A 25,660-nucleotide genomic window follows, 5' to 3' on the forward strand; every position below is an offset into this window, starting at 1 on the left:
CTATGAAGCTTCAGCAGCTCAGGTATGTCGTCAAAGTTGCCGAATGCGGCAGCATCACCGAGGCCTCGCGCCGGCTCTTTGTGTCGCAGCCTTCGATCACCGCATCGATTCGCGATCTCGAAAACGAGATGGGTGTGCATATCTTTGAGCGCACCAACAAGGGTGTCATTGTGTCCGAGGAGGGCGAGACCTTCTTGGGCTACGCGCGACAGGTGCTCGACCAGGCCGATCTGCTTGAAGGCAAGTACAAGGGCGCGTCCGAGCAGGTGCCGCACTTTAGCGTGAGCTGCCAGCATTATTCCTTTGCCGTCAACGCGTTTGTCGACGTGATCCGCGAGTTCGATGCCGCACGTTACGACTTTACCCTGCGCGAGGAACAGACTCACGAGATTATCGAGGACGTCGCGCATATGAAAAGCGAACTGGGCATCCTGTACTTATCCGAGCATAACCGCGAGGTTATCGAGCGCATGCTGGCGGCCAACGAGCTCGTATTCGAGGGGCTTTTCTGCGCCACGCCGCATGTCTTTGTATGCGCCGACCATCCACTGGCGGACCACGCCAGCGTGACGCTCGAAGATCTCGAGGACTATCCGTTTTTATCCTACGAGCAGGGCAGCTACAACTCGTTTTATTATTCCGAGGAACTGACCTCGACCTTTGAACGCCGCAAGAATATCCGCGTGCGCGACCGTGCGACGTTGTTCAACCTGGCCATGGGCCTCAACGGCTACACGGTATGCTCAGGCGTGATCAGTCACGAGCTCAACGGTCCCGGCATCATCTCGATTCCGCTCGATGTGGACGAGTACATGGAGATCGGTATTATCACACGCAAGAACACAACACTCACGCGCTACGGGCAGGCCTATATCGACGCGATTCGTCAGCATATCTAGGCTGCTGTGCTCCGCGCGGGTCAAATTTCTTTATGGCAGTCCAGACTGATATAGGAATCATCTATATCAAACTGTTGTAAACGTATATTTTACGATGGCCATATGAGCGCTCATACTCTGTCCCAGTAAAGCAACCAATGCAAAGGGAGATATCTATGAGTGCTTTAACCACGCTGAACGCGCCGTTTCGCGCCGATATCGTCGGCAGTTTTCTTCGTCCGCAGGCCGTAAAGGATGCCCGCGCTGCCTATGCGGCAGGCACGCTTGATGCCGAGGGGCTTAAGGCTGTCGAGGACGATGCCATTCGCGATTTGGTGGCAAAGCAGAAGGCCGCCGGCCTGCAGGTCATCACCGATGGCGAGTTTCGCCGCAGCTACTGGCACCTCGATTTTATGTGGGGGCTGAACGGCGTCGAGCGTCGCACCTCGCGTACGGGCTATATGTTCCACGATGAGGAGACCACCGCCGACACCGCCGTGGTAACCGGTCCCATTAGCGGCGAGAGCCACCCCTTCGTCGAGCACTTTAAGTTTGTCAAGGCACTTGAGGGCGAAGCCCACGTTGCACGCCAGACCATCCCGGCGCCTATCCAGACGTTCTCTGAGGTCACGCTCGATCGCTGCGATGGGCAGCAGGAGAGCCTGCGCGCTGCCTATAAGACCGATGAGGAACTTGCCGACGCCATTGCAGCCGCTTATCGCACGGTGATCGCCGACCTGTACGCAGCAGGCTGCCGCAACATCCAGTTTGATGACTGCACCTGGGGCATCTACTGCGATACCGATTTTGTCGCCAAAACCGGCATGAGCCCGGTCGACCTGCAAAAAGTAAGCGAGCTGGGCGTGGCGCTCAACAACGCCGCCATCGAGGGTAAGCCCGACGACCTGGTCATCAACACGCATGTGTGCCGTGGTAATTACCACTCCACCTATGCCTTCGAGGGCGGCTATGACCCCATCGCGCCGTACCTGTTCGCACACGAGAACGTTGATGCGTTTTACCTTGAGTTCGATACGCCGCGTGCCGGTGGCTTTGAGCCGCTCAAGTACGTTGCCCCCGGCAAGAAGGTCGTGTTGGGCCTAGTGACCACCAAGGCCGCTGAGCTTGAGGACGAGGATGCCGTCGTCGAGCGCATCCGCGAGGCGGCAAAGTACGTGCCGCTCGAGAACCTGTATCTGTCTCCGCAGTGTGGCTTTGCCAGCTGCGAGATTGGCAACAAGCTGACCGAGGACGAGCAGTGGGCAAAGATTGCGCTGGTCAGGCGTATTGCCGAGCGCGTTTGGAAATAGCGCTAGCGTTTGCAGGTGGCGGCGCGTGCGAGACATGGCGCATCGCGTACAATGGTTCGGATCGTATCGTTCGGGCAGGTTATCCGATATGCCCGATCGCCCTTCCATTCGAAAGGACATCCATGTCCCAGTCTTCGACGCCCGCCGTCACCGATGCCATCTACGACGCATCGTCGCTCGGCCGCCCGCGCATGTTTTTGCTCGGCCTACAGCACCTGTTTGCCATGTTTGGTGCCACGGTGCTGGTGCCCGTGCTCACCGGTCTCTCGGTTTCGGCAACGCTTTTGTTTGCCGGCTTGGGCACGCTGCTGTTCCACTTCCTGTCGCGCGGTAAGGTGCCGGCATTTTTGGGCTCATCGTTTGCCTTTATTGCCGGTTATGCCGCCATCGCGCCCAACGGCGAGGCCGAGCTTTTGCCCTACGCCTGCCTGGGCGTTGCCTGCGCCGGTCTACTCTATCCGGTACTTGCGGCACTCTTCCGCGCGTTTGGCGCCAAGCGCGTCATGCGCTTCTTTCCGCCGGTAGTGACGGGCCCCATCGTCATTTCCATCGGCTTGATTCTGGCGAGCTCCGCTATTGCCAACTGCCAGACCAACTGGCTTGTGGCTGTTATTGCCGTTGCCGTTATCGTGATCTGCAACATTTGGGGTCGCGGCATGGTTAAGATCGTGCCGATCCTGCTGGGTGTCGTGGTGAGCTATGCCGTTGCCGCCGCGTTGGGTGAGGTCGATTTTTCGGGCGTTGCCGCCGCGCCGTGGGTCGGTCTTCCCATCGTGTGGGACAACACCGTGTTTGCACTCTTTGGGCCGCAGTTCGATAGCGGCCTTGCCACGACCGCCATCATCACCATCATGCCGTTGGCCTTTGCAACCATGATCGAGCATATCGGTGATATCTCCGCTATTGGCTCCACCTGCGAGCGTAACTACATTGCCGATCCCGGCCTGCATCGCACGCTGCTCGGCGATGGTCTCGCCACGATCCTGGCTTCGCTCTTTGGCGCTCCGGCCAACACCACGTATGGCGAGAACACCGGCGTGCTCGCTCTGACGCGCGTGTTCGACCCGCGCGTGATTCGCATTGCCGCGTGCTGCGCCATCGTGCTTTCCTTCTGCCCCAAGTTCGCTGCCGTGATCGCCGCCATGCCGCCATGCGTTATCGGCGGCGTGTCGCTCGTACTCTACGGCATGATCAGTGCCGTAGGCGTGCGCAACCTCATTGAGAACCAGGTCGATTTCCAGAACAACCGCAACGTGCTGGTGGCCGCTCTTGTGCTCGTGCTTTCGCTCGGCATCGCGTACAGCACCGCCGGCGCCATCGTGTTGGAGCTGGGCGGCGTGACGATTTCGCTTTCGGGTCTTGCCGTGGGTTCGCTGGTGGGTATCGTGCTCAATGCGATTCTGCCGGGTAATGACTTTGAGTTTGATGTCTCGGAACTCGAAGGGTCTGCCGAATAGCAGCTGTGTCCAACTCAGTTAAAAAGCCGGCCATGCGTCCGATGCGCATGGCCGGCTTTTTAGTGCGCAAGAACCCAGTGGATGCCACGCGCCATGCGCAGGTCGGTTTGGGCAAAGTGGTTGCCGGGGTTGAGTTCCAGTGTTGTGAGGATGCCGCGCTCAACGAGCAACGTTTCCATTGCGCGCGTGTCGTCAAGTACGTGCCGCATCATGCGGTTGGGCGTCTTGGTTTCCTTTTTGCCGAGTGACAGATAGACGGCCTGCGGGTTGCCGGCAAAAGGGGCCGTGCTGGCGCGATCGACAAAGTCGGGAAACCACAACGACCCCGATGCGCTTGCGGCGCGGCTAAAGGCGTCGGTTTGCCAGAGGGACCAGAGCGCGAAGAGGCCCGCGAGCGAGTAGCCGGCAATGCCGCGCCAGGTGGGCGGCTGAGGAAGCGACGACTCGGCCTCTGGGATTATCCAGTTCAACAGCTCATCGAGAAATCCGGATGCCTGACCGCCAAAGGGCTCGGCATCGCGCACGGTTCCGTCGCATCCCCAGGGGCTCAGCTCGCGATTCCAGTTGAGGCTGCCAATGCCGACAAGCGTGAAGGGCGGGCAGTTGAGCTCTCGGCAGCGTTCATAAACCTCCGCGCCGTCGCCCATGACCACGGGAAGATAGATGACTGGTGCGCTTTCGGCATGCTGTGCATGAACGGTTATCTGCTTTTGATGCGCTTCCATGACGGGCTTCTCTCGGCGTTGTGATATCGACGGCCCCCATTGTCGCACGCCGGCTCATGCAGGTTGGGCTAGACCAAAGACAATCTCGTGCATACCCTGCGGACGCATATGGAAAACGCCACCGCCGGAGGGGAGCTCGGCGGTGGCGTTGTTAAACGGTGCTGGGACTCGGGGTCTTCGCGGGAGCTGCCATGTGCGCAGAGGCGTCTAAGAGCGCTTGCGGCTCGCCATGGTGCCTGCGGCGATAGCGGCTGTTCCCGCAAGGACGGTTGCCACGATGACCGCACCCGAGGTGTCGCCGGTTGCCGCGAGCACGCCGGTAGTCTTGGCTTTCGTGATTGAAGCCGCAACGGCCTTGGTCGGCTTTGAGCCCTCAGGCTTGGGGTTCTGCTTGGACTCCGCGGGCTTGCTTTCTGCGGGCTTGGTCTCGTCGGGCTTGGGGTCTTCCGGCTTGGCTACCTCGGGAGGTGCGATGACCATGCTCTTGGCGACAGCTTCGTTATAGGGGGAGTCGATCACAGCGTCGCCCGTGCCGATGGCTTGGCCTGCCTCGTAGATGCCGTCACGGAGCTTGCGATAGTCAATGACCTTGCCGCCTTCGGGCGTCTGGATGGCGGCGTTCTCAATCTTGATGGTGCCGATTGTCTTGCCGTCAGCGCTCATGGCACGGGCAAAGATTGCCGCTGTATCTCCTTCGGCCGTTACCTTGCTGCGGATGATCGAGATGACTGCGGGTGTGACGCCCTCGCTGGTCTGGGCGATGATGCCGATGTTCTCGCCTTGGGGCTCGGGGCTCGTCTCACCATCTTGGTTTTCGCTGTAGGGGATGGGGCCGTCGCCGTTCTCGACATAGCGGGCTATGGCCTTGACAACGGAGTCGCTGATGTAGATGTGGCCACCCTCCTCGTTGGGTCGATCGTTTCTGGTGGAGAATGCAGCCGAAACCTCGCCTTCCGCAAACGCGTCCACGGTGGAGCCGTTCTTGACGACGATATCGTCTTGGTAGGTGAAGAGGGCAATGGCGTCACCGTATCTGCCTTTACTTGCGCGGACTGTCACGTTTGCATGATCGAGTGTGATGCCCTTGTGGGCATAGACGCCATATTCAACACCGTTTGCGTTGAGGGAGGCGTTTGTGGCTGCGAGGCTGCCCTTGGCCTCGACGGCGGCGTCTTTCTCGGAGCTCGCCTTGACCTGGCTGCCGTCCGAGATATTGATGTTGCCGCCGCTCCAAATGGCCTCACCATCGGCTGAGCTTGCCTCGACTGTGCCGCCACCCTTGATGGTGAGGTTCTTGTCGGTTCCGATACCCTTGTCCTTGGTAGCCCTGGCGGTGACGGCCCCGCTGTCGTCAATCGTGATATTGCCGTTTGCCCTGATGCCATCCGATACGCCCGTGGCGTTGACGTTGCCCGAACCTTTGATAGCGAGATCGCCCTCGGCGTCGATGGCATCAAACCCAGCGCTCGTGGCGTTGACGGATCCGGCTCCGTCGATGTTGATATTACCCGTGGAAAGGATAGCGTCCTCAGTAGATGTCACGCTGAGCGTGCTGCCCGCGTCGCCTTGGATATTGAGCTCGGCGTTCTCATTCTTGCCATGAGAAGCCTTGATGCCTTCGATCCAGTCGGCAGTGACGATGTTGTTTCCCGAGTAATTCACGTTGAGCTTGCCTGCGGCCTGGATCTCGCCGCCGTTATAGTTGTTGAGCTTCAAGTCGTCGGCGCCGTCCCACGACCAGGTGCCGGTCTCGTCGCCCGCCGCAGTGCCGGCGTTGTATTTGGTTTCGCCGACCTTGACCCATTCCGCCGCGAGCGAGACGCTCGGCATGAGCAGCGAGCTCACCGTGAGCGCGCACACGGCGCCTACGACGATGCGGCGCGTCACGCGGCGCCAGCTGCCGTGCGCGAGTCCTATGCGACGGCGAACGTCGGGTTCGGCAACATGGGTTCCGGCGGTAGTGTCATTGCGTTTGGGGGTCGTGAACAAGGCTGCCATGGTTGCTCCCGTTCTCATAGGGCCTATACGGCTAGGTTCAGCGTATCTGCTGGATGTTGCCGGCGGTAGTGCCGTTTGGAGGGCAAAATGGCCAAAATGGGGGAGAAATAGGCCGCACGCCGGCGCAGGGACCGACGCTAAAAGAAAAGCGCGGGGCCGCATGGCGACTCCGCGCTTTATTGTTCAGCTTTTGCAGCCTTGCCCTTACGCTACGAAGAAGTAGACGGGGAAGGCAAGGGCTGCGATCCACCCGTCCTGTGCGAAAAAGTGTTTACGAACGTTTGCGACTCGCCAGGGCGCCTGCGGCGATGGCGGCTGTTCCCGCAAGGGCGGCTGCCACGATGGCTGCGTTCGAGGTGTCGCCGGTTGCCGCGAGCTTGCCGACGGTCTTGGCTCCCTTGGCTGCAACTGCAACGGTCTTGGTTGTCTTCGTGCCCTCGGACTTGGAACCCTCGGGCTTGGTCTTGCCGTGCTTTTCCTCGGGCTTGGTCTCCTCGGGAGGCACGATGACCGTGCTCTTGGCGACAGCGGCGTCATAGGGGGAGTCAATCGTGGCATCGCCCGTGCCAATGGTCTGCCCCGCCTCGTAGACGATGCCGTCGCTGAGCTCTTCCTTGTTGCGATAGTCAATGACTTTGCCGCCTGCAGGCGTCTGGATGATGGCGTCCTTGATTTCGATGGTGCCGATCGCCTTGCCGTCCGCGCTCATGGCAAGGGCGAAGATAGCCGCCGTGTCTCCCTCGGCCGTGACCTTGCTGCGGACGATCGAGATGGTCGCGGGCGTGATGCCCTTCTCGGTCTGCGCGAAGATGCCGATGTTCAGGCCCTCGGACTCAGGGATGATTTCGTCGTTTTGGTCTCCACTGTAGTGGTCGGGGCCGTCGCCGCCGGTCTCGGCATAGCGGGCTATGGCCTTGACAACGGAGTCGCTGATGTAGATATGGCCACCCGCTTCGTCGGAGTAGAAATTACTGGTGGAGATTGCAACCGAGAACCTGCCTTCTGCGAGCGCATCCACAGTCGAGCCGTTCTTGATGACGATGTTGTCCTCATCGGTGAAGAGTGCGCTGGCTTCCCCGCCATCTGAGCTTGCGCGGACCGTCACGGTCGCGCCATCGAGCGTGATGCCCTTGTAGACATAGATGCCATACCCAACGCCACTTGCGTTGAGGGAAGCGTTCGTGACCGTGAGGCTGTTTTTACCGTCGATGGCGGCGTCTTCCTCGGAGCTTGCCTTGACCTGGCTGCCACCCGAGATCTCGATGTTGCCGTCGGCCCAAATCGCATTGTCTTTGGTAGAGCTTGCCTCTACCTTGCCGCCGCCCTTTATGATGAGGTTCTCGTTAGCATCGATACCCTGATCCTCGGTGGCCTTGGCGGTGACGGTTCCGCTGTTGTCGATCGTGATGTTGCCGTCGGCCCTGATGCCATCCGAATCGCCCGTGGCGTTAACGTTTCCCGAGCCCTTGATGGTGACATCGCCCCCGGCATCGATGGCATCGTGCTCGGTGCTCGTGGCGTTGACAGTGCCAGCGCCGTCGATGTTGATGTTGCCGACGGAAGTGATGGCGTCACGAGAAGATGTCACGTTGAGCGTGCTGGACGCGTCGCCCTGAATATTAAGCTCGGCGTTCTCGTTCGCGCCATCCTTAACCTTGATGCCGCGGCCGTTGTCGTTAGTGACGGTGTTGTTGCCCTCGTAGCTCACGTTGAGCTTGCCCGCTGCCTCGATCGCGCCGCCGTTATAGCCGTTGAGCTTCATGTCGTCGGCGCCATCCCATGACCAGGTACCGGCGGCGTCTCCCGTGGGGCCCGCGGCCGCTTCGTGGCGGACGCCGCCAACGTCCACCCACTCGGCTGCGAGCGAGATGCTCGGCATGAGCAGCGAGCTTACCGTAAGCGCGCATACGGCGCCTACAACGATGCGGCGCGTCACGCGGCGCCAGCTGCCGTGTGCGAGCAGCGTGCAACGGCGCAGGTCGGGCTCGACAAAATGGGCTCCAGAGGTTTTGTCATTGCGCTTGGGGGTCGTGAACAAGACGGCCATGGTTACTCCCATCCTCATAGGGCCTATGCGGTTATATCCAGCATATCTGCAGGATGTAGCCGTCGGTAGTGCCGTTTGGAGAGCAAAACGTCCAAAACTTGCGAAGCAATACATCGCGCGTCCGTGTGGTGCCTGGCTTTAAAAGCAAAGCGCGGAGCCGCTCGATGCGACTCCGCGCTTTGCTGTTTGGTATTGCGAATCTTGCGCCTACGCTACAAAGAAGTAGACGAGGAAGGCGAGGGCTGCGATCCACATGAGCGGCTTGATCTTGGAGGCCTCGCCCTTAAAGAGCGCGACGATCACGTAGGCGATAAAGCCCAGGCCAATGCCGGCAGAGATGGAGTAAGTGAAGGGCACGCCGGCGACAATCATGAACGCCGGGAAACCCTGCGACACGTCGGACCAGTCGATCTCGGAGGCCTCGCTCATCATGAGGTAACCGACGTAGACCAGAGCACCGCAGGTGGCGGCGCTGGAAACGATGGTGACGATGGGGGAGAAGAACGCGGCGAGAATGAACAGCACGCCGGTGGTGACAGAGGTGAGGCCCGTGCGGCCACCGTCGGCAGCGCCAGAGGTGGACTCGACGAAGGTAGTGATGGAGGAGACGCCCATAAAGCCACCGGCAGCAGCGGCCACGGAGTCGACGACCAGGATGGGACGGATGTCCTCGACATTGCCGTCCTCGGTCAAGAACTCGCCCTGCTTGGCGACGGCCATCGCGGTGCCCATGGTGTCGAAGAAGTCACTCATGAGCAGCGAGAAGGCAACGACGAGCAGCATCGGGTCGGTCAGAACCTTCACGATGGCCATGTTGCCATCGGCGGTGCTGGCAAACGGGGCGCCAAAGGTCGAGAAGTCGAGCGGTGCGATGAGGCCCTCGGGCGCATGGGTGACGCCCAGCGGGATACCGGCGATAACGGCAACGATGATGCCGATGAGCAGCGAGCCCGGCACGTTGCGGGAAGCCATGGCAACCGTCACGACGATGGAGATGATGCCGACGATAAAGGTGGGGGAGGTGATGTCGCCCAGACCGACGAGTGTACCGGCGCCAGCGGTGATAATGCCGGCGTCGCACAGGCCGATCATGGCGATGAACAGACCCAGGCCCACCGAGATAGCGTGGCGCAGAACCACGGGGATGGCGTCCATAATGGCCTCGCGCAGGCCGCAAAGGACGAGCAGCAAGATGACGACACCCTCGAGGAAGATGACGCTCATGGCCACGTGCCAGTCACCGCCGCACATGGTGGTGGTGATGCCCGCAATCATGGCGTTGATGCCCAGGCCCGACGCGCATGCGAGCGGACGGTTGGCGAAGATGCCCATGCAGATGGTCATGATGCCGGCGCCCAGGCAGGTGGCGCAGGCGAGCGCTCCCGCATCAATGCCAGCGCCCGAGAGCACTGCGGGGTTGACGGCGATGATGTAGGCCATCGCCAGGAATGTTGTCAGTCCAGCGCGAAGTTCGGTCCCGATTGTGGACTTGCGCTCACTGACGTGAAAAAGTTCGTCCATGCATACCCTTTCCTTGTTCAGCCCCGAGTTTAGGCCGATTGACACGAACCCACTTACTATATCGTCTTTACAACCTTGCTGTTCCTCGCATGTTGATGTTCGGCGCTTTGTAACAGACGGACGGTATTTATCGCATGAAAATGTGTGGGTACCGTATACTTAAGCGGTTACAACGACCCCTATGGAGGAACGTATGATTAAAGAGCTTTGCCACGACGAGGCTATCCTGTCCCAGCGTTGCGAGGTTGCGACCGTCGAGGACGAGTCGGTTGCTCAGGACCTGATCGATACCATCAAGTCGCTCGACGATGCCGGCTGCCTTGCCGCTAACCAGATTGGCGTTACCAAGAAGGTCTGCGTCTACCTGGACGACGCCGGCGAGCCCCACGTGCTCTACAACCCCCGTCTGGTGTTTGGCCTGGGCGCCAGCAAGATGGAGGAGAGCTGCCTGACGCACGAGGAGGTCACCAAGTCCACGCGCTATATCAAGTGCAAGGTTGCCTTTGACCAGATCGTCGATGGCAAGATGCGCGAGCGCAAGCAGGACTTTGTGGGCTTCGAGGCGCAGATGGTCCAGCATATGATCGACCACTGTCTTGGAAAGTTGGTCTAAGGGGACCAAAGCACCGCACTTCGTCTCTTTTGGTCCGGGCGTGACATTGTTGTCATGTCCGGGCTTTTGTGTTTAGCGCCTTTTTGTTTGGTGACAATAACCTTAGCAGGACCGTAAAGCTAGGAGGCGCTATGTGCACGAGCATTCGATTTACCGATAATTCTGGCCACATGTATCTGGGCCGCAACCTCGACTGGAGCTTTGACTACGGCCAACAGGTTCGCGTGATGCCGCGCGGGTTCCACATTCCGTATTCGTTTATCGACGATGCGTCGGCGGCACACGCGGTAATCGGCATGTGCATCGATTACAAGAACTATCCCATGTTTTTCGACTGTGGTAACGATGCGGGTCTGGCTGTGGCGGGGCTCAACTTTCCCGGCTATGCCGAGTATGCCGAGGGCCCTGTCGACGGCAAGAACAATATCGCGGCCTATGAGTTTCCCCTGTGGGTGGCAGCGACGTTCTCGACGGTCGATGAGGTCGAGGCCGCGCTGCGCGACACGGTGATTGTCGCCAAATCTGCCGGAGAGGGGCTGGGCGTGTCGCTGCTCCATTGGATTATCGGCGACAGCCAGCGCAGCATCGTGGTCGAGATGATGGCTGACGGCCTGCATGTATACGACGATCCGGTCGACACCCTTGCCAACCAGCCGACCTTCCCGTGGCACATGGAAAACCTGCGCACCTATATCACCGCCACAAGCGATTTTCCGCAGACGGCGACATGGCGTGGCGCCGAGCTTAAGCCCTATGGAGCCGGTGCCGGCATGCGCGGCATTCCGGGCGATTGCTATTCGCCGAGCCGTTTTGTAAAGGCGGCGTACCTCAATGCCAATTACCCGCAAAAGGAGAGCGAGACCGAAAACGTCGTTCGCATGTTCCGCTCGCTCGAGGGCGTGGTGATGATTGAGGGGGCGTCCAGGATGGGCGATGGCAAGTTCGAGAAGACTATCTATACCGGATGCTTTAGCGCGCGCACGGGCAATTATTACTACGCGATGTATGGGGATCCGTCGATTCGTTACGTGAGCCTGATGGATGCCGAGGGCGCGAGCCCCGATAGGCTCGTGGTTCCCGAGCCGCGTCGTTCGTAGCCCATAGCTTTACTGCAGTGCAAAGCGCCCCTGCATCTCCTGTGAGGTGCAGGGGCGCTGCGACCTGGGCTTTATCCCGCATGCGCCCCGAGAAAATGTCCCTTAAGCGCGTGCTGCCTGGGCGATACCGGCCTTGGTGCTTGCGCGTTTGCCGGCGAGTTCGCAAAAAATCGCGCCGCCGATGATAAGCGCGGCGCCCATCAGGCGGACCGGTGTTATGGCTTCACCCAAAAGGGCGGCCGAGAACACGACCGCCGAAAGCGGCTCGAGGTAGCCGACGACGGCGACGGTCTGGACGGGCAGCTTGGCGACGGCGCTAAAGTAGAGCAGGCAACCAATGCCGGTGTTGACGACGCCGAGCATAGCGACGGCGCGCCAATCAATGCTGGCGGCGACGCCGGCGGACAGGAACGAGGGAGCGCCCTGCGTGATGAGCGTGAGGGCCAGTGCGGTCACAAAGGCGGCGCTCACTTGGAGTGCGGAGTTCTCGAGGCCCTCGATGTGCGGCGCACCCTTGCTGGCGATGACCATCAATGCATAGCAGAAGGCCGAGGCGATTCCACAGACGATGCCCGCAATGGGCATATTGCCGCCTAGACCTTGCGCTGCAATGAGAAAAGCACCGCAGGCGACGGCGACAAAGCCGGCGATTTTGCCGCCGGTCAGCTTTTCGCCAAAAATGAGCGGGGAAAGGGCCATAACGATGATGGGGCCACAGTAATACAACAGCGAGGAGATACCAACGCCGATCGTCTGATAGGCGCGGAACAGGAAAATCCAGCTGGCGCCCAGCGCGGCGCCCGAGACGATGAGCGCTGCGGCCTCGCGGGGGCGAGACGGAGCCTGCAGGTTATGGCGCTTGGTTATGAAGAGGATGGCGGCAAGGGTGAGAGCGCCCAAAAACGTGCGCAACAGTACGATATCGGAGCTCGGCAGCGCGATGGCAGCGGCGATGATGCCGTTGGAGCCAAACAATAGCAATGCTGCTAAGTACGTAAACAATCCGTTGTTCATGTGCTGACATCCCCTCTATATCCGAACATGTTCACTATGGGTGAACTGGCTTTAGAAGAAAAGCGAATATAATGCATGGATAACATGACAAAAACTCATGTAAAGGTGGAGGGGTGCCGTGGAAACGAATATTCAAAAGATGCAGGTTCTGCTCGAGACCGTGCGGGCCGGCAGTTTTACGCGCGCCGCCGAGCGGCTGAGCTATTCGCAGTCGGGCGTGAGCCGCATGGTGGGCGACCTTGAGACCGATTGGGGTTTTAAGGTGCTCGACCGCAGCCGCGAGGGTGTGGTGCTTTCTGCCGATGGGCGGCAGATCATGCCGGCGGTTGAGGCGCTCTGCGAGGAGTTTGGCCGCCTGCAGCGACACGTGGACGAGATGCGTGGGCTCATGCGCGGCAAGATCTGCATTGGTACGTTTTCGAGTGTGGCGACCCACGTGCTGCCACCGGTCATAGCGCGTTTTCGCGCCGATCACCCGGACGTCGATTATGAGTTGCTGATGGGCGATTACTCAGAGATTGAACAATGGGTGGCGGAGGGGCGCTGCGACCTGGGCTTTATCCCGCGTGAGCCCCGAGAAAACGGCATGGCATCACGGTCTTTAGTGTGTGATGAGCTGATGGCGGTGGTGCCGACAGATTCGTTGCTTGCCACGGCGGAGTTCGTCTCTCTTACCGATTTGGCAAGAGAGCAGTTTATTCTGCTGGAACGGGGTACCGATGATGAGATTACGCCGCTATTCCGTCGGGCGGGGCTGGCGGTGCGCTCAAAACTGTCGACTTGGGATGACTATGCGATTATGGCTATGGTCGAGGATGGCCTGGGCGTGAGCATTCTTCCCGCGCTCATCTTGCGTCGCTGCCAGTTCGATGTTGCTGTGCGTCCGCTCGAAGGGCATCCCCATCGGCAGATCAACGCCATATATCGAACGGCCGATGTTTCGCTTGCCGCCGCTCGTTTCCTCGAATACCTCTAAATGCGTGCACGTCGTTATCGCCTTGGGATAAATCTCGAGGTCTTGCTCATTTTATTTTTGAAATTGAACTTTTCGAAATAGCACGGCGTTATACTGCTGCCTAAATTGAACTCAGGTTCAATTCGTGTTGTATAAATTGAACTTTGCCAGCAAGGAGGTTCTAGTGGCCCAAGAGACGTTTAGCGATCGTCTGCGACAGGCTATGTCCGATCGCGACGTTCGCCAGTCGGACGTGATCCGCGCATCGGAGATGCTCGGCAAAAAACTCGGCAAGAGTCAGATGAGCCAATATGTGAGCGGCAAGACGATTCCGCGGCGCGATGTGGCTGAGCTGCTCGCCCGTATTTTGGAGGTCGATGTTACCTGGCTGCTTGCCGGCGACGCCGATCAAGGCGAGGCATCATCACCCCGCAACGATTCCAAGCCCGAACCCCATCCCTCAGCTCAAATTGCAAGGAGCACCACCATGCGTACTTTTTCTAAATCCACCAAGCTCGATAACGTCCTGTATGACGTGCGCGGTCCCGTCGTCGACGAGGCCGCCCGTATGGAGGACGAGGGCGAGCGCATCCTCAAGCTCAATATCGGCAACCCGGCGCCCTTCGGTTTCCGCACGCCCGATGAGGTCATCAAGGACATGCGCCAGCAGCTGCCCGACTGCGAAGGCTATTCCAACTCGCGTGGCCTGTTCTCCGCGCGCAAGGCGATCATGCAGTATTCGCAGATCAAGGGCCTGCCCAACGTTCAGATGGAGCATATCTACACGGGCAACGGCGTGTCCGAGCTCATTCAGCTTTCGATGAACGCGCTGCTCGACAATGGCGACGAGATTCTGATCCCCAGCCCCGACTATCCGCTCTGGACGGCGTGCGCAACCCTTGCCGGCGGTCATCCTGTGCACTATCTGTGCGATGAGCAGGCGGATTGGTATCCCGACCTGGAGGATATGGAGTCCAAGATCACGAGCGCGACCAAAGCCCTCGTTATCATCAACCCCAACAACCCCACGGGCTCGGTCTACCCGCGCGAGGTGCTCGAGGGCATCGTCGAGGTTGCACGCAGGCATCAGCTGATGATCTTTGCCGATGAGATCTACGACCGCCTGTGCATGGACGGCTACGAGCACGTCTCGATTGCCTCGCTCGCTCCTGATCTGCCCTGCGTCACCTTTAGCGGCCTTTCCAAGTCGCACATGATCGCGGGCTATCGTATTGGCTGGATGGTGCTTTCGGGCAACCAGCGCTGCATGAGCGACTTCATCATGGGCATTAACATGCTCTCCAACATGCGCCTGTGCTCCAACGTGCCGGCTCAGTCGATCGTTCAGACGGCGCTCGGTGGCCATCAGTCCGTCAACGACTACATCCGCCCCGGCGGCCGTGTCTACGAGCAGCGCAACTTTGTGTATGAGGCGCTCAACAAGATTGACGGCATCTCGGTGGTTAAGCCGCGTGCGGCGTTCTACATCTTCCCCAAGATGGATGTGAAGAAGTTCAACATTACCGATGACGAGCAGTTCGCCCTTGACCTGCTGCACGAGAAGAAGATCCTGATCACGCGCGGCGGCGGCTTTAACTGGGCTGAGCCCGACCACTTCCGTATCGTGTACCTGCCGCGCATGGAAGTGCTCAAAGAGTCCCTCGAAGACCTCGCCGACTTCTTCGATCACTACCGCCAAGCGTAGGGGATTGGATATGTTCCGCTGCGAGGGTTAAGACGTCGCAGGGTAGACATACGACAGCGAGCGAGCCGCATTCACGCCAATCTGACGTTCAGCTTCAAGGGCGCGACCAAAAGGTCAGCGCCCTCTCATTTCACGTCACCTTGGCGCAAATGCGGCTCGCGCAGCGTCAAGCGGTCCGCCGTTCGGTAGAACGGCGGAACTAAATTACGATTCCGTTGCAATGATCGATTTCGTGCTGGATGATCTCGGCGGTGTAGCCCGAGAAGTTTTTGATGCGGTGGACAAAGTTCTCGTCCAAATACTCAACCTTAATGCGGCGATAGCGGGTACAGGGACGCTCGCCGATCAGCGAGAGGCATCCTTCGCTTGTCTGATAGACATTGACCTGCTCAAGAATTTGAGGGTTGTACATGAGCAGCGACTTGGTGCCGTCCTTTACGCAGATGATGCGTTTGCGCACGCCGATCATGTTGGCGGCGAGGCCTACGCACTCGTGCTCATGCTCGAGGAGCGTATCCAGGAGGTCCTGCCCGGTCGCGGCATCGTCGGGGCCCGCATCTTCGGAGGGCAGGCGCAAAAAGAACTCGGATTTCATGATGGGCTTAATCATGGCGGGCTCCTTAAGGTGGATACGTTTGGTTCAGGCCATGATACCGCGACATGTCGCATTAATGTGTGCACATAGATTCTGCAGCTAGATTGGATGGCGACGCCATAAACTAATGGACGTTTTGCCGAGAGGCATGAATGTTTAAAGCGCAAAGAGTGCGCGACGGGCCCCGCGAATGGGGCGATGATGCCCGAGAGGGCCAAGAAGGAGTCTCATGTCCGAGAACGAAGAGATCATGAACGAGACCGAGAACGAGACCATGGCTGCCGAGGTCGAGGCAGTCGAGACCGTGGAGACCGAAGCTGCCGAGGTTGAGGCCGCTGACGAGGTTTCCGCCGAGGAGGAGGCCGAGGTTGTCGAGGCCGCCGTTGATTACGATGACGAAGAGCTGATGGACAAGATGCAGAAGGCCGCCCGCCTGCTGCGTAGCCGTCGCTTTGCTATTTCCAAGGAGGAGGAGGCCAAGGCCGAGCGCATGGCGAACATCGAGCGCGCCATCAAGCTCCTTGACCTCAAGCCCAAGATGGAGCAGAAGGAAATGTCCGACCTGCTGGGCATGCGCCTTCGTGAGCTCGATGGCCTGATGGCCGAGGCCGAGGCTGCCGATCTGGTCGGCCGCATCGACGACGCCGAGGGCGACATGCGCAAGATCGTCGTCTTCGCTGCCGAGGATGCCGCCGAGGGCCTGGTTGAGCTTGCCAACAAGAAGGAGAAGCTCCTGCCCGAGCTTTCTTACGAGGAGGCTACCGAGCTGATGGCCGCTCTCGATAAGGTTATCGCTCCGCTCGTCGCCATGGGCCTGGACGAGGACCGCGGTCCTCGCGGCGGCCGTGACGATCGCGGTGGCCGTGGCGGCGACCGCGGCGGTCGCGGCGGCTTTGGCGATCGCGGTGGCCGTGGTGGTGACCGTGGCGGCCGCGGTGGCGATCGTGGCGGCCGTGGCGGCTTTGGTGACCGTGGCGGCGACCGTGGTCCTCGCGGCGGCTTTGGCGGCAACCGTGGCGGCTATGGTGACCGCGGTGGCAACCGCGGCGGCTTCGGCGGCAACCGTGGTAACGACCGCGGCGGCCGCGGTGGCGATCGTGGCGGCCGCAACGGTGGCGGCTTCCGCGGCAACCGCTTTTAGGGGTTACGCGGTTCTACGAACCGCGTAACTAGTTGACGCTGCGCGCCCACCAGAGCGACAACTTGTCATTCAAAGAGGACGGCATGACCAGAAGGTCTATGCCGTCCTCTTTTCATGTCAATTTGTTCGCTCTGGTGGGCGCTCGCTCATATGACCCAATCCGCTGTCAAGAGCCACAATGGCCCCGCCGACCGCTTGCAATCGGTCGGCGGGGCCTGCCGTTAACCCGTCCCGGTCCGCCCCCGGCATGTCATCGACGCCTTCGGCTCAGTCTCATATCCGCGGATACCGTTCTGTCGGCCCGCACTCCATTCCTTCGGCGGGGTTCCCCAAGTCTGTCGAGGCGCATGCGGAGGGCTCCGCGCGCACAGCGAAATAGGGGGTATCCCCGAAGGCCGCCCGGCTCGCCGGGGCGGGGGCTATGTCTATTCCGCGCCCTCCCGGCACATCATGCCGAGGGCCCAGAGCCACCTCACGAGCTCGGCCGCGGTGGCCGCGTTAGCCTTCGCCGCGGGCATGCCGCGGGCGAGCATCTCCTCGCGCCGCCGCAGGAGCCGCTCGGACCCCTTCCTTCCGTGCATCCTTATCTCGAGGGGCACGCCCGTGTCCCTCGGCATGAGCTTCGGCTGGTGCCGCGCCGCGGCGTAGCGCCATGAACCCTCAACGGCCAGCTTCCTCACGAGCGCGTTGCCCGCACCGCTGATGCCTCCGAGCCGCACGGAGTCGCCGCTCGACCTCTGACTCGGCGCGAGGCCGAAATAGGCCGTGACCTGCCTTCCGGAACGGAACCTCGTGAAGTCGCCGACCTCGGCCGAGAAGGCTGCGGCCAGCGCGAAGGCGCAGCCCTTGATCGACTGGAGGGCGGCCACCTCCGCGGCGATCGGGCTGGCATCCACGGCCGCCCTGTACTCGGAGAGCAGATCCGCCCGGGCCTCCGCCGCGGCCTCGACCTCGCTCCTCAGGGCGGCGAGCGTCCGAACCCCGCCATCGTCCTCCGGCCTGACCTTGTCGAGCCACCTCAGGAAGTCGTAGGTCCAGTACTTCCTCGGGTTGCCGGCGGGCGTGGTGCCGCCGTAGGCGAACCCTCGCTTTGCGAGGAAGGCGAGCAGCCGCTGCTTGGCGGTCGCCAGGCGCGCGGTCGCCCCGTCGTAGGCGCCGGCGAGGTCCCTGATGCCCTCGACCTCGGGGGAGGGGACCCATACGGGGGAGATGTCGTGGGCGAGTATCGCCTTGGCCATCCTGGCGGCGTCGTTCCTGTCGTTCTTGGAGGCCGAGTCGGCGGCCGACCTGGGGATCTTCGAGACCGCGGCGACGACACACTCGACGCCGAGCCCGGCGAGCTCCCTCTGCGGGGCGAAGCCGGGGTAGCCGCTCTCGTAGGCCGCGAGCGACGGCCCGGGGAACCCACCCATCCACCCGGCGATCTCGCCCCAGGGGTTGCCGGGGAACCTCCTCGTCACGGCCTCGCCGGTGTCCGCGTCGAGGGCGCAGACGGTGGTCGACCTCAGGTGGACGTCCATCCCGAACGCGGTAGAATACTTTGGCATGGGAGCCTCCCAACCTCGTTGCGGCGCGGCTGCGCCTATGGCACTTCAACATCATTGTCGCAGCCCCGACCCGCGGTCACGAGCGGGGGCTCCTATCTTTTTAGTGCCCTCGGATTGGGTCATAGTGTCTGTCGGTACCAAAACATCGGCATCCCCAAGGGATCATTTGCACCAAAGAATGAGAGTGGATAATCTCCCGCTATGAGCCCATATTCATGCTCAAGGTGGGAGATTATCCACTCTCGTTTCGTTTGTTGATTTCGATGCCTACATTTGTAGGAACAGTTCGTGGAGGCGGGTGTCTTCATCGAGTTCGGGATGGAAGGTGACGCCGAGCTGGTTGCCCTGGCGGGCGGCGACGATACGGCCGTCGACTTTCGCTAAGGCCTTGGCATTGCCGTACACTTCGACGATGCGGGGTGCACGGATAAATGTTAATGGCACTTCACCGTCGATGCCGTCTACCTGGCCCTTGGTGCGAAAACTGCCGAGCTGTCTGCCATAAGCGTTGCGCTCAACGAGTACGTTCATGGTTGCTAGGCGCGGCGTTCCCTTATCGTCGTGTGCGGCAAGATCGCGCGCCAATAGAATCAAGCCGGCGCAGGTGCCAAGGACGGGCATGCCTTCAACAATGTGGGTGCGAAGCTCCTCGAGCATGCCAAGCTCATCAAGCAGCTTCCCTTGAACGGTAGACTCGCCGCCGGGAAGTACCAGACGGTCAAAGTCCTGCTTCAAATCAGCCGCCTGCCTTAGCTCAATACAGCGTGCGCCCAGCTCGGATAGCCTTGCCTCGTGCTCGGCAAAAGCGCCTTGGACCGCCAGCACGGCGACCGTCTGGTCTGCGTAATCGCTCATGTGCGATCCCTTCTGCTGGACTAGCGCCCGCGTTCCTCCATGATGATCTCGATTTCGTCGGCGTTGATGCCCACCATGGCCTCGCCCGGGTCTTCCGAAAGCTCGGCGATGAGTTTGGCATCGGTGAAGTTTGCCACGGCCTTGACGATGGCGGCTGCGCGCTTGGCGGGGTCGCCGCTTTTAAAGATGCCCGAGCCGACAAAGACGCCTTCGGCGCCCAGCTGCATCATCAGCGCGGCGTCGGCGGGGGTCGCTACGCCGCCGGCGGCAAAGTTCACGACGGGAAGCTTTCCCGTGGCATGGACCTCACGCACCAGCTCGACCGGAACCTGCAGTTGCTTGGCTGCCTCAAAGAGCTCGTCGTCGCGCAGGGCAACAACGTCACGGATCTGCTTTTGGATCTTGCGCATGTGACGCACGGCCTGAACGACGTCGCCCGTACCCGGCTCACCCTTGGTGCGAATCATCGTGGCGCCTTCGGCAACACGGCGCAGCGCCTCGCCCAGATCACGGGCGCCGCAGACAAACGGCACGTCAAACTGGGTCTTGTCGATATGATAGACGTCGTCGGCAGGGGAGAGAACCTCGGACTCATCGATGTAGTCGATCTCGACGGCCTGCAGGATCTGCGCCTCGACGATGTGACCGATGCGGCACTTGGCCATGACGGGGATGGAGACGGCCTCCTGGATGCCCTTGATCATCTTGGGGTCGCTCATGCGCGACACGCCGCCTGCGGCGCGGATGTCGGCCGGGATGCGCTCGAGCGCCATGACGGCGCAGGCGCCCGCCTCCTCGGCGATGCGTGCCTGCTCGGGCGTGGTGACGTCCATGATGACGCCGCCCTTGAGCATCTGCGCGAGCTCGCGATTGAGTTTGACGCGATCGGCCTTGTTGGTCTGTTCTGCCATGGTTGCTCCCTTGGTTGGCATGTACATTGCTTGACGGAACATCCTATCGGGGAGCTGGGTATGGCGAAATACTCAGTTTTCGAGATAATAACAAGGTCAGACTAATGCCAGATTGAATGATTCGATAAGGTCAGGTGATGCCCATGCTTGACTACAATTTGGAAAATCGCGGCGAAGCATCGCTCTATGAGTATGTTTACCAGCAAATTCGAGATGATATCGTTGCTGGACGCATTGCGGCGGGGGAGCATCTGCCGTCTAAGCGCGCCTTTGCCAGTCATCTGGGAATCAGTGTCATTACCATCGAGAACGCATATAGCCAGCTACTTGCCGAGGGCTATATTTGCTCAATGCCGCGTCGTGGCTACTACGCTTGCGAGCTTCCGGATGCACCGGTCTTGGCTTTGGCTGCGGAGGGCATCGACCGAGATGCCGTCTCTGTGGGCCCCAGTGCGCGTGATGTCAACGGACAGGTCGAGCGATTCGATGCGCTTTCTCCTTCCACTTTGGAGGCGGCGCGGCTTTGGCAAAGCGCACTGCGGGCGACGCTGGCATCCGAAGACGAACGCGAAATCTTTTCGACCGCGCCGGCACAGGGCACCGCTCGGCTACGATGCGCAATTGCTCACCATCTGCGCGGGACAAGGGGCATGAATGTCGACCCCGACAACATCGTTATCGGTGCGGGCGCCCAGCTGCTCGATACCATGTTGGTTCAGTTGCTTGGCGCGGACAAGGTGTATGCCGTCGAGGATCCAGGCTATTTGCGCTTGACGCGCATCTATCAGGCCATGGGTTGCGAAGTGCGGCATGTCCCGTTGGATGCTGAGGGCGTGGACTTGAGCGCGCTGCAGAAAACCAGGACCGATGTCCTTCATCTGATGCCGTCTCATCAGTATCCGACCGGTCTTGTGACGAGCATTGCGCGTCGCTATGCGCTGCTGAGCTGGGCCGCCGAGCGACCAGGTCGGTATCTCATCGAAGATGACTTTGATTGTGAGTTTCGCCTTGCCGGCAAGCCGATTCCCGCGCTCGCGTCGATCGATGCCGCCCAGTCGGTTATCTACACCAACACGTTTTCGAAGAGCCTTTCATCGGCGTTGCGTTTGGCGTACATGGTGCTGCCCGATGAGCTAATGGAGAGGTTTAGGCGCAACCTTGGTTTCTACGCCTCGTCGGTAAGTTCTGTTGATCAGGTTGCCTTGGCGCGTTTGCTGGAATCGGGTGATTACGAGCGACATGTGAACCGCGTGCGCGTTCGTGCTCGCGAGGCGCGTGATGGCCTGGCGGCGCTTGTACGGAAGGCATTTCCGGCAGGGGGAGTCTCGATCGAGTATGCAGACGCGGGCCTTTACTGTATCGTGGTTGCGGAGCGTGGAACGGGCGGAAGCACTTTTGCACGGGCCCTCACGCGCTCGAGCATCCCTTTTATCGATATCGGTGACTGTTTTTGGTGTGCCGATGGCGCATCTGTCCCTGAAAACTCAACTCAAATTCTTGTTCAGTATGACGATCTGAGTCCAAAAGTACTAACTACCTTGGAATTGCAGCTAATGGGGGGCACTCTGCAACCTAAGTGAGTAGACTTTTAGCACTTTGGCGACCAGGCAGTTTTGTAACAAGCTATCTACCTGCGGTTTTGAAAAGCAGGATGACCGGCCTGCTCGGGATGTTCAAAAAAGTCTACTCACTTGCCGCGCAAAGCTCCTGCATGAGAAAAAATGGGGTTTTCAACAGGGCTTCGTCCAGCTCTCGGCAAGCTTTTGGCCAGTTGGGGAGGGCTGTTGAAAACTTGGCAGTCCGTTCGGCGCCATTTTTGGTGCGTTCGCGCCAATGCGTGACTGACTGGGTTGAAATTCGTGTTTTCCTGTGCCTATGAAGGATCTACTTTGTGACATATCAGCTTTTAGGTACTGGCGTTTGCCTCCTCAAGTCCGCGCTTTGTGTCCGCCGCTTCCACGACCGGAAGAAGACCGGCAGCGATATGATCTCGCCCGCAACCCGACGGCTGCGGTCGCGCTCGGTTTTCCGTTGTATACATTGGTTCGGACGAGAAACAAACGGACTTGTCCTGCCAGCATTAGGCAGCGGCTGTTTCTTGGTGAGCTTCCCAGGGAATCCGTGCTGGAAACGGAGCATGGGGTTTTGATTACGTCTCCTCTACTGACGGCATTCATCATGTTGCGGCATCTGACGGATCTTCAGCTTCTTTTGGTATTGGCGGAGATGTGTGGCTTGTTTGCGGTGTGTGCCCTGCCGGCGGCACTTGAGGCGGAGCTTTCGCGTGCAATTGATTCGGGCGCGATTTCGACAACGTTCGGTTGGGTGCGCTGCCCGTCCGAGGACGGCACCGCCTCAAATTTATGGCGTCGAGACGCTTTGGTTTTGGGCGGAGACCTTGACCGTTTTTGTTCAGATGTTTGCGGGATGCGTTACGGCAATAGATTTATAGCGGTATCGCAACTCGTTCCATTGGGCGCCGCGTCGCCTTTTGAGGTCGAGGCGTATTTGCTACTTGCACTGCCGCGATCCCTGGGAGGAGAAGGTTTTTGCGGCATAGAGCTCAATGTTGAAGTGATGCTAAGCACAAGTGCTCGAGCGATTGTGGGAAAGTCCCGTGTATATATCGACCTACTTCTTTCTTCGCTGGACGGCAGGCGACAGGTGGCCATTGAATGTCAGGGAAAGGCCTCGCACGGACGCACAGGGGATGGCTTGCGTGACGCTGACCGCATGACGGCCCTTCAGGCCATGGGCTACGATGTACTTCTCCTGACGCACAGACAGATATCCGATGAGGGTAGATTCCACGCGATCGTTAAGGCCGTATGCAGGATGCTCGATGCTGAATATCGTGATAAAAGCTCAGATGAGCAAAGGGCTGAGACATTACTCCGGTCTGAACTGTTCGTTGACTGGACAAAATTGGGAGTAATTGACGGAAAGATGCCCGTTAGACACAAAACAGCTCGATCGTGGACGGCTGCGGTTCTAAGTGAGTAGGCTTTTGGCACTTTGGTGACCAGGCCGTTTTGTAACAAGGCATTTACCTGCGGCTTTATAAAGTGATATGGATGGCCTGCTCGGCAAGTTCAAAAAAGTCTACTCACTTAGTTTTTGACGAGAAGCCGATGCCGAAGGCGGTCCTATTTCAGGGCGTTAACAAGTTCGTGAGGCACGAAAAAGGCCCGAACCAATACGGTCCGGGCCTCATCGAGCTAGAGGTTATGTCTCAAGCGGTTGGCTTAGCCAAAGTAGCGCTTGAGCAGGCCGGCGAAAGCCTTGCCGTGGCGGGCCTCGTCGCGAGCCATCTCGTGCACGGTGTCGTGAATGGCATCAAGGCCAGCGGCCTTGGCGCGCTTGGCAAGATCGGTCTTGCCGGCGGTGGCGCCGTTTTCGGCCTCAACGCGCATCTCGAGGTTCTTCTTGGTGGAGTCGGTTACGACCTCGCCCAGGAGCTCAGCAAACTTGGCGGCGTGCTCGGCCTCCTCGTGGGCAGCCTTCTCCCAGTACAGGCCGATCTCGGGATAGCCCTCGCGATGAGCGACGCGAGCCATGGCCAGGTACATACCGACCTCGGAGCATTCGCCCTCAAAGTTAGCGCGCAGGTCGGCAACGATGTCCTCGGAGACGCCTTCTATCTTGGCGACGCCCACGACGTGCTCGGCAGCCCACTCGAGCTGGCCCTCCTCCTGCTTTAGGAAGCGAGAACCGGGGACGCCGCACTGGGGGCACTTAAAATCCTCGGGCAGCTGGTCGCCGTCATACTCTTCAACATAACCGCAAACGGGGCAAACAAATTTCATGATTCGATCCTTTCGATCGATGGCGATGGGGCGCTTGTCCGGTCCCGTAAGGGCCCTCTCCGGACGTGCGTCTTGACGAGTTCTATTATCCATAAATGCAACCAAATGTGAAGCCTATTAGGAATGATTTTTAATAAAACAATTTCAGGCATGTGAAGATGTTGATTGATTAACGATTGGCAGGCCGTCTGAGATTTCCGCCGAGTACAATCGGTCGAGCAAATGTTGACCAATCAACAAATGAAGGAGCTTCCTTTATGCATTTAGCCCGCCGCGCCTGGTGCCGCACGTATCAAACGGTTTTTCGCATCGCATTGCCGGTACTGCCCTATACCGAGCCACGCATTCTGGAACACGCTGAGGATGTGCCCACAGTGCTTCAAAAGCGCTCGATACAGCGGGTCCTTATCGTGACGGATTCCGGCATTGCCCGCCTGGGGCTCACGGCACCGCTCGAGACAGCGCTCGCGTCCAAGGGAATTGGCGTTGCGGTTTATGCCAAAACATCGGCGAATCCCACGGTCTCAAACGTGGAAGAAGCGGCGTCCCTGTATCGAGCGCGCGCCTGCCAGGCCATTATCGGCTTTGGTGGCGGTTCGGCCATGGACTGCGCCAAGGGTGTGGGGGCGCGCATTGCGCAGCCAAACAAGCCCATCAACAAGATGCGCGGGCTGCTGCGGATTCATCATCGCCTGCCGCTGCTCATCGCCGTTCCCACCACGGCAGGCACGGGAAGCGAGGTCACGCTTGCAGCGGTCATTACCGATGACGAGTCGCACTACAAGTACCCCATTAACGACTTTGTGCTTATCCCGCGCTTTGCGGTACACGACCCCGAGTTTACGCGCGGCCTGCCCGCCTCCATTACGGGGCAGACGGGCATGGATGCCCTGACACATGCCGTCGAGGCCTTTATCGGCCGCAGCACCACGCCCTATACGCGCAAGATGGCGCGTCAGGCGGTACGGCTTATCCACGATAATTTGCTCGAGGCCTATGAGCATGGCGACAACATGCGTGCGCGCCGCAATATGCTTTCGGCGGCGTATAAAGCGGGTGTTGCCTTTACGCGCTCCTATGTTGGATACGTTCATGCCATCGCGCACAGCCTGGGCGGCCGATACGGAATTCCGCACGGTTTGGCCAACGCGATTATCCTGCCGCACATGCTTCGCGCTTATGGCGAAGCCGCTGCTCCCAAGCTCGCCGATCTCGCCCGCATGGCGGGCATTGCGCCGGCTACTGCGCAGGACAGTCTTGCGGCTGAGGCCTTTATCGATTGGGTCGACCGCATGAACGCCGCCTTGGGCATTCCCAAATTTGTGACGGGCATTCGCCGCTCCGATATTCCGCAAATGGCGGCCCATGCCGATGCCGAGGCCAATCCGCTATACCCCGTTCCACTTTTAATGGATCGTTTGGAGCTCGAGCATATGTACGAAGTTATCGCAGGTGGTATGTTTGAGGGCGAGAACTAGGAGGGTC

At 59.8% G+C, this 25,660-nt stretch carries 21 protein-coding genes; 11 read left to right on the plus strand and 10 right to left on the minus strand.

Features of this window, described 5'->3' with window-relative positions:
- Positions 1-2: 2 nt before the first annotated feature.
- The 3 genes from DW024_RS01235 (at position 3) to DW024_RS01245 (ending at position 3,645) form a co-directional block, all read left to right on the plus strand.
- The gene (locus DW024_RS01235) at positions 3-899 is read left to right on the plus strand and encodes a LysR family transcriptional regulator (protein WP_118376767.1); all 897 of its coding nucleotides are present in this window, start codon (positions 3-5) and stop codon (positions 897-899) included.
- 155 nt (positions 900-1,054) lie between these two features.
- Positions 1,055-2,188 carry a 5-methyltetrahydropteroyltriglutamate--homocysteine S-methyltransferase gene (locus DW024_RS01240; RefSeq protein WP_233541295.1) on the plus strand — a complete coding sequence of 378 codons (1,134 nt, stop codon included), beginning with the start codon at positions 1,055-1,057 and terminating at the stop codon, positions 2,186-2,188.
- A gap of 122 nt (positions 2,189-2,310) precedes the next feature.
- Positions 2,311-3,645, plus strand: a complete 1,335-nt coding sequence (locus tag DW024_RS01245; RefSeq protein ID WP_118376769.1) for a uracil-xanthine permease family protein — start codon at positions 2,311-2,313, stop codon at positions 3,643-3,645.
- A 59-nt stretch (positions 3,646-3,704) separates the two neighbouring features.
- Here DW024_RS01245 and DW024_RS01250 read toward each other — a convergent pair whose 3' ends face one another.
- From DW024_RS01250 to DW024_RS01265, 4 genes are all read right to left on the minus strand, one after another.
- Positions 3,705-4,370, minus strand: coding sequence for an alpha/beta hydrolase (locus DW024_RS01250; RefSeq protein ID WP_118376770.1), 666 nt, complete (start codon positions 4,368-4,370; stop codon positions 3,705-3,707).
- 207 nt (positions 4,371-4,577) lie between these two features.
- Positions 4,578-6,368, minus strand: a complete 1,791-nt coding sequence (locus DW024_RS01255) for a carbohydrate-binding domain-containing protein (protein ID WP_158572103.1) — start codon at positions 6,366-6,368, stop codon at positions 4,578-4,580.
- A 271-nt stretch (positions 6,369-6,639) separates the two neighbouring features.
- A complete protein-coding gene (locus DW024_RS01260; protein WP_158556470.1) occupies positions 6,640-8,415 on the minus strand; it encodes a carbohydrate-binding domain-containing protein in 1,776 nt (591 codons plus the stop codon).
- A gap of 207 nt (positions 8,416-8,622) precedes the next feature.
- Entirely contained in the window at positions 8,623-9,936 is a 1,314-nt protein-coding gene (locus tag DW024_RS01265) for an NCS2 family permease (RefSeq protein WP_118376772.1), read from the minus strand.
- 193 nt (positions 9,937-10,129) lie between these two features.
- Here DW024_RS01265 and DW024_RS01270 point away from each other — a divergent pair, with 193 nt between their 5' ends.
- Together DW024_RS01270 and bsh are read left to right on the plus strand one after the other, a co-directional pair.
- Positions 10,130-10,549, plus strand: coding sequence for a peptide deformylase (locus DW024_RS01270; protein WP_117563534.1), 420 nt, complete (start codon positions 10,130-10,132; stop codon positions 10,547-10,549).
- A 131-nt stretch (positions 10,550-10,680) separates the two neighbouring features.
- The gene (gene bsh, locus DW024_RS01275; RefSeq protein WP_117629622.1) at positions 10,681-11,646 is read left to right on the plus strand and encodes a choloylglycine hydrolase; all 966 of its coding nucleotides are present in this window, start codon (positions 10,681-10,683) and stop codon (positions 11,644-11,646) included.
- Positions 11,647-11,748: 102 nt separating this feature from the next.
- Here the strand turns inward: bsh and DW024_RS01280 are convergent, their stop codons facing one another.
- Positions 11,749-12,660: a DMT family transporter gene (locus tag DW024_RS01280; RefSeq protein ID WP_118376773.1), complete on the minus strand. Its 912-nt coding sequence runs from the start codon at positions 12,658-12,660 to the stop codon at positions 11,749-11,751.
- Between the two features lie 118 nt (positions 12,661-12,778).
- Here DW024_RS01280 and DW024_RS01285 point away from each other — a divergent pair, with 118 nt between their 5' ends.
- Both DW024_RS01285 and DW024_RS01290 read left to right on the plus strand, forming a co-directional pair.
- On the plus strand, positions 12,779-13,636 hold the full coding sequence (locus DW024_RS01285; protein ID WP_117757314.1) for a LysR family transcriptional regulator: 858 nt from the start codon (positions 12,779-12,781) through the stop codon (positions 13,634-13,636).
- A gap of 202 nt (positions 13,637-13,838) precedes the next feature.
- Positions 13,839-15,320 (plus strand): aminotransferase class I/II-fold pyridoxal phosphate-dependent enzyme, encoded by a 1,482-nt coding sequence (locus DW024_RS01290; protein WP_117637011.1) that lies wholly within the window; start codon positions 13,839-13,841, stop codon positions 15,318-15,320.
- Positions 15,321-15,519: 199 nt separating this feature from the next.
- Here the strand turns inward: DW024_RS01290 and DW024_RS01295 are convergent, their stop codons facing one another.
- On the minus strand, positions 15,520-15,930 hold the full coding sequence (locus DW024_RS01295) for a peptide deformylase (RefSeq protein ID WP_118376774.1): 411 nt from the start codon (positions 15,928-15,930) through the stop codon (positions 15,520-15,522).
- A gap of 214 nt (positions 15,931-16,144) precedes the next feature.
- On the opposite strand from DW024_RS01295, the gene DW024_RS10170 reads away from it, so the two are divergent.
- Complete coding sequence (locus DW024_RS10170) at positions 16,145-17,056, plus strand: hypothetical protein (RefSeq protein ID WP_199576899.1); 912 nt, start codon at positions 16,145-16,147, stop codon at positions 17,054-17,056.
- Positions 17,057-17,481: 425 nt separating this feature from the next.
- On the opposite strand, the gene DW024_RS01305 is transcribed toward DW024_RS10170, so the two are convergent.
- From DW024_RS01305 to pdxS, 3 genes are all read right to left on the minus strand, one after another.
- Positions 17,482-18,603 (minus strand): IS110 family transposase, encoded by a 1,122-nt coding sequence (locus DW024_RS01305; protein WP_118376775.1) that lies wholly within the window; start codon positions 18,601-18,603, stop codon positions 17,482-17,484.
- 267 nt (positions 18,604-18,870) lie between these two features.
- Positions 18,871-19,458, minus strand: coding sequence for a pyridoxal 5'-phosphate synthase glutaminase subunit PdxT (gene pdxT, locus DW024_RS01310; protein WP_118376776.1), 588 nt, complete (start codon positions 19,456-19,458; stop codon positions 18,871-18,873).
- Positions 19,459-19,478: 20 nt separating this feature from the next.
- Complete coding sequence (gene pdxS / locus DW024_RS01315) at positions 19,479-20,369, minus strand: pyridoxal 5'-phosphate synthase lyase subunit PdxS (protein WP_118376777.1); 891 nt, start codon at positions 20,367-20,369, stop codon at positions 19,479-19,481.
- A gap of 143 nt (positions 20,370-20,512) precedes the next feature.
- On the opposite strand from pdxS, the gene DW024_RS01320 reads away from it, so the two are divergent.
- Together DW024_RS01320 and DW024_RS01325 are read left to right on the plus strand one after the other, a co-directional pair.
- Positions 20,513-21,949: a PLP-dependent aminotransferase family protein gene (locus DW024_RS01320; RefSeq protein WP_158572104.1), complete on the plus strand. Its 1,437-nt coding sequence runs from the start codon at positions 20,513-20,515 to the stop codon at positions 21,947-21,949.
- A 541-nt stretch (positions 21,950-22,490) separates the two neighbouring features.
- Positions 22,491-23,372, plus strand: coding sequence for a hypothetical protein (locus DW024_RS01325; protein WP_158572105.1), 882 nt, complete (start codon positions 22,491-22,493; stop codon positions 23,370-23,372).
- Positions 23,373-23,614: 242 nt separating this feature from the next.
- Here the strand turns inward: DW024_RS01325 and DW024_RS01330 are convergent, their stop codons facing one another.
- A complete protein-coding gene (locus tag DW024_RS01330) occupies positions 23,615-24,178 on the minus strand; it encodes a ferritin family protein (protein ID WP_199576901.1) in 564 nt (187 codons plus the stop codon).
- A gap of 254 nt (positions 24,179-24,432) precedes the next feature.
- Between DW024_RS01330 and DW024_RS01335 the strand changes: the two genes are divergently transcribed.
- On the plus strand, positions 24,433-25,653 hold the full coding sequence (locus tag DW024_RS01335) for an iron-containing alcohol dehydrogenase (RefSeq protein ID WP_118376781.1): 1,221 nt from the start codon (positions 24,433-24,435) through the stop codon (positions 25,651-25,653).
- The last annotated feature ends 7 nt before the right edge of the window (positions 25,654-25,660 follow it).

It is taken from the genome of Collinsella sp. AF37-9, assembly GCF_003475115.1.
Taxonomy (GTDB): Bacteria; Actinomycetota; Coriobacteriia; order Coriobacteriales; family Coriobacteriaceae; genus Collinsella.

Excerpts from the sequence above, each read along its gene's own strand:
- DW024_RS01235 (WP_118376767.1), top strand. The coding sequence starts at position 3 with ATGAAGCTTCAGCAGCTCAGGTATGTCGTCAAAGTTGCCGAATGCGGC.
- DW024_RS01240 (WP_233541295.1), top strand. The coding sequence starts at position 1,055 with ATGAGTGCTTTAACCACGCTGAACGCGCCGTTTCGCGCCGATATCGTC.
- DW024_RS01245 (WP_118376769.1), top strand. The coding sequence starts at position 2,311 with ATGTCCCAGTCTTCGACGCCCGCCGTCACCGATGCCATCTACGACGCA.
- DW024_RS01250 (WP_118376770.1), bottom strand. The coding sequence starts at position 4,370 with ATGGAAGCGCATCAAAAGCAGATAACCGTTCATGCACAGCATGCCGAA.
- DW024_RS01255 (WP_158572103.1), bottom strand. The coding sequence starts at position 6,368 with ATGGCAGCCTTGTTCACGACCCCCAAACGCAATGACACTACCGCCGGA.
- DW024_RS01260 (WP_158556470.1), bottom strand. The coding sequence starts at position 8,415 with ATGGCCGTCTTGTTCACGACCCCCAAGCGCAATGACAAAACCTCTGGA.
- DW024_RS01265 (WP_118376772.1), bottom strand. The coding sequence starts at position 9,936 with ATGGACGAACTTTTTCACGTCAGTGAGCGCAAGTCCACAATCGGGACC.
- DW024_RS01270 (WP_117563534.1), top strand. The coding sequence starts at position 10,130 with ATGATTAAAGAGCTTTGCCACGACGAGGCTATCCTGTCCCAGCGTTGC.
- bsh (WP_117629622.1), top strand. The coding sequence starts at position 10,681 with ATGTGCACGAGCATTCGATTTACCGATAATTCTGGCCACATGTATCTG.
- DW024_RS01280 (WP_118376773.1), bottom strand. The coding sequence starts at position 12,660 with ATGAACAACGGATTGTTTACGTACTTAGCAGCATTGCTATTGTTTGGC.
- DW024_RS01290 (WP_117637011.1), top strand. The coding sequence starts at position 13,839 with ATGTCCGATCGCGACGTTCGCCAGTCGGACGTGATCCGCGCATCGGAG.
- DW024_RS01295 (WP_118376774.1), bottom strand. The coding sequence starts at position 15,930 with ATGATTAAGCCCATCATGAAATCCGAGTTCTTTTTGCGCCTGCCCTCC.
- DW024_RS10170 (WP_199576899.1), top strand. The coding sequence starts at position 16,145 with ATGTCCGAGAACGAAGAGATCATGAACGAGACCGAGAACGAGACCATG.
- DW024_RS01305 (WP_118376775.1), bottom strand. The coding sequence starts at position 18,603 with ATGCCAAAGTATTCTACCGCGTTCGGGATGGACGTCCACCTGAGGTCG.
- pdxT (WP_118376776.1), bottom strand. The coding sequence starts at position 19,458 with ATGAGCGATTACGCAGACCAGACGGTCGCCGTGCTGGCGGTCCAAGGC.
- pdxS (WP_118376777.1), bottom strand. The coding sequence starts at position 20,369 with ATGGCAGAACAGACCAACAAGGCCGATCGCGTCAAACTCAATCGCGAG.
- DW024_RS01320 (WP_158572104.1), top strand. The coding sequence starts at position 20,513 with ATGCTTGACTACAATTTGGAAAATCGCGGCGAAGCATCGCTCTATGAG.
- DW024_RS01335 (WP_118376781.1), top strand. The coding sequence starts at position 24,433 with ATGCATTTAGCCCGCCGCGCCTGGTGCCGCACGTATCAAACGGTTTTT.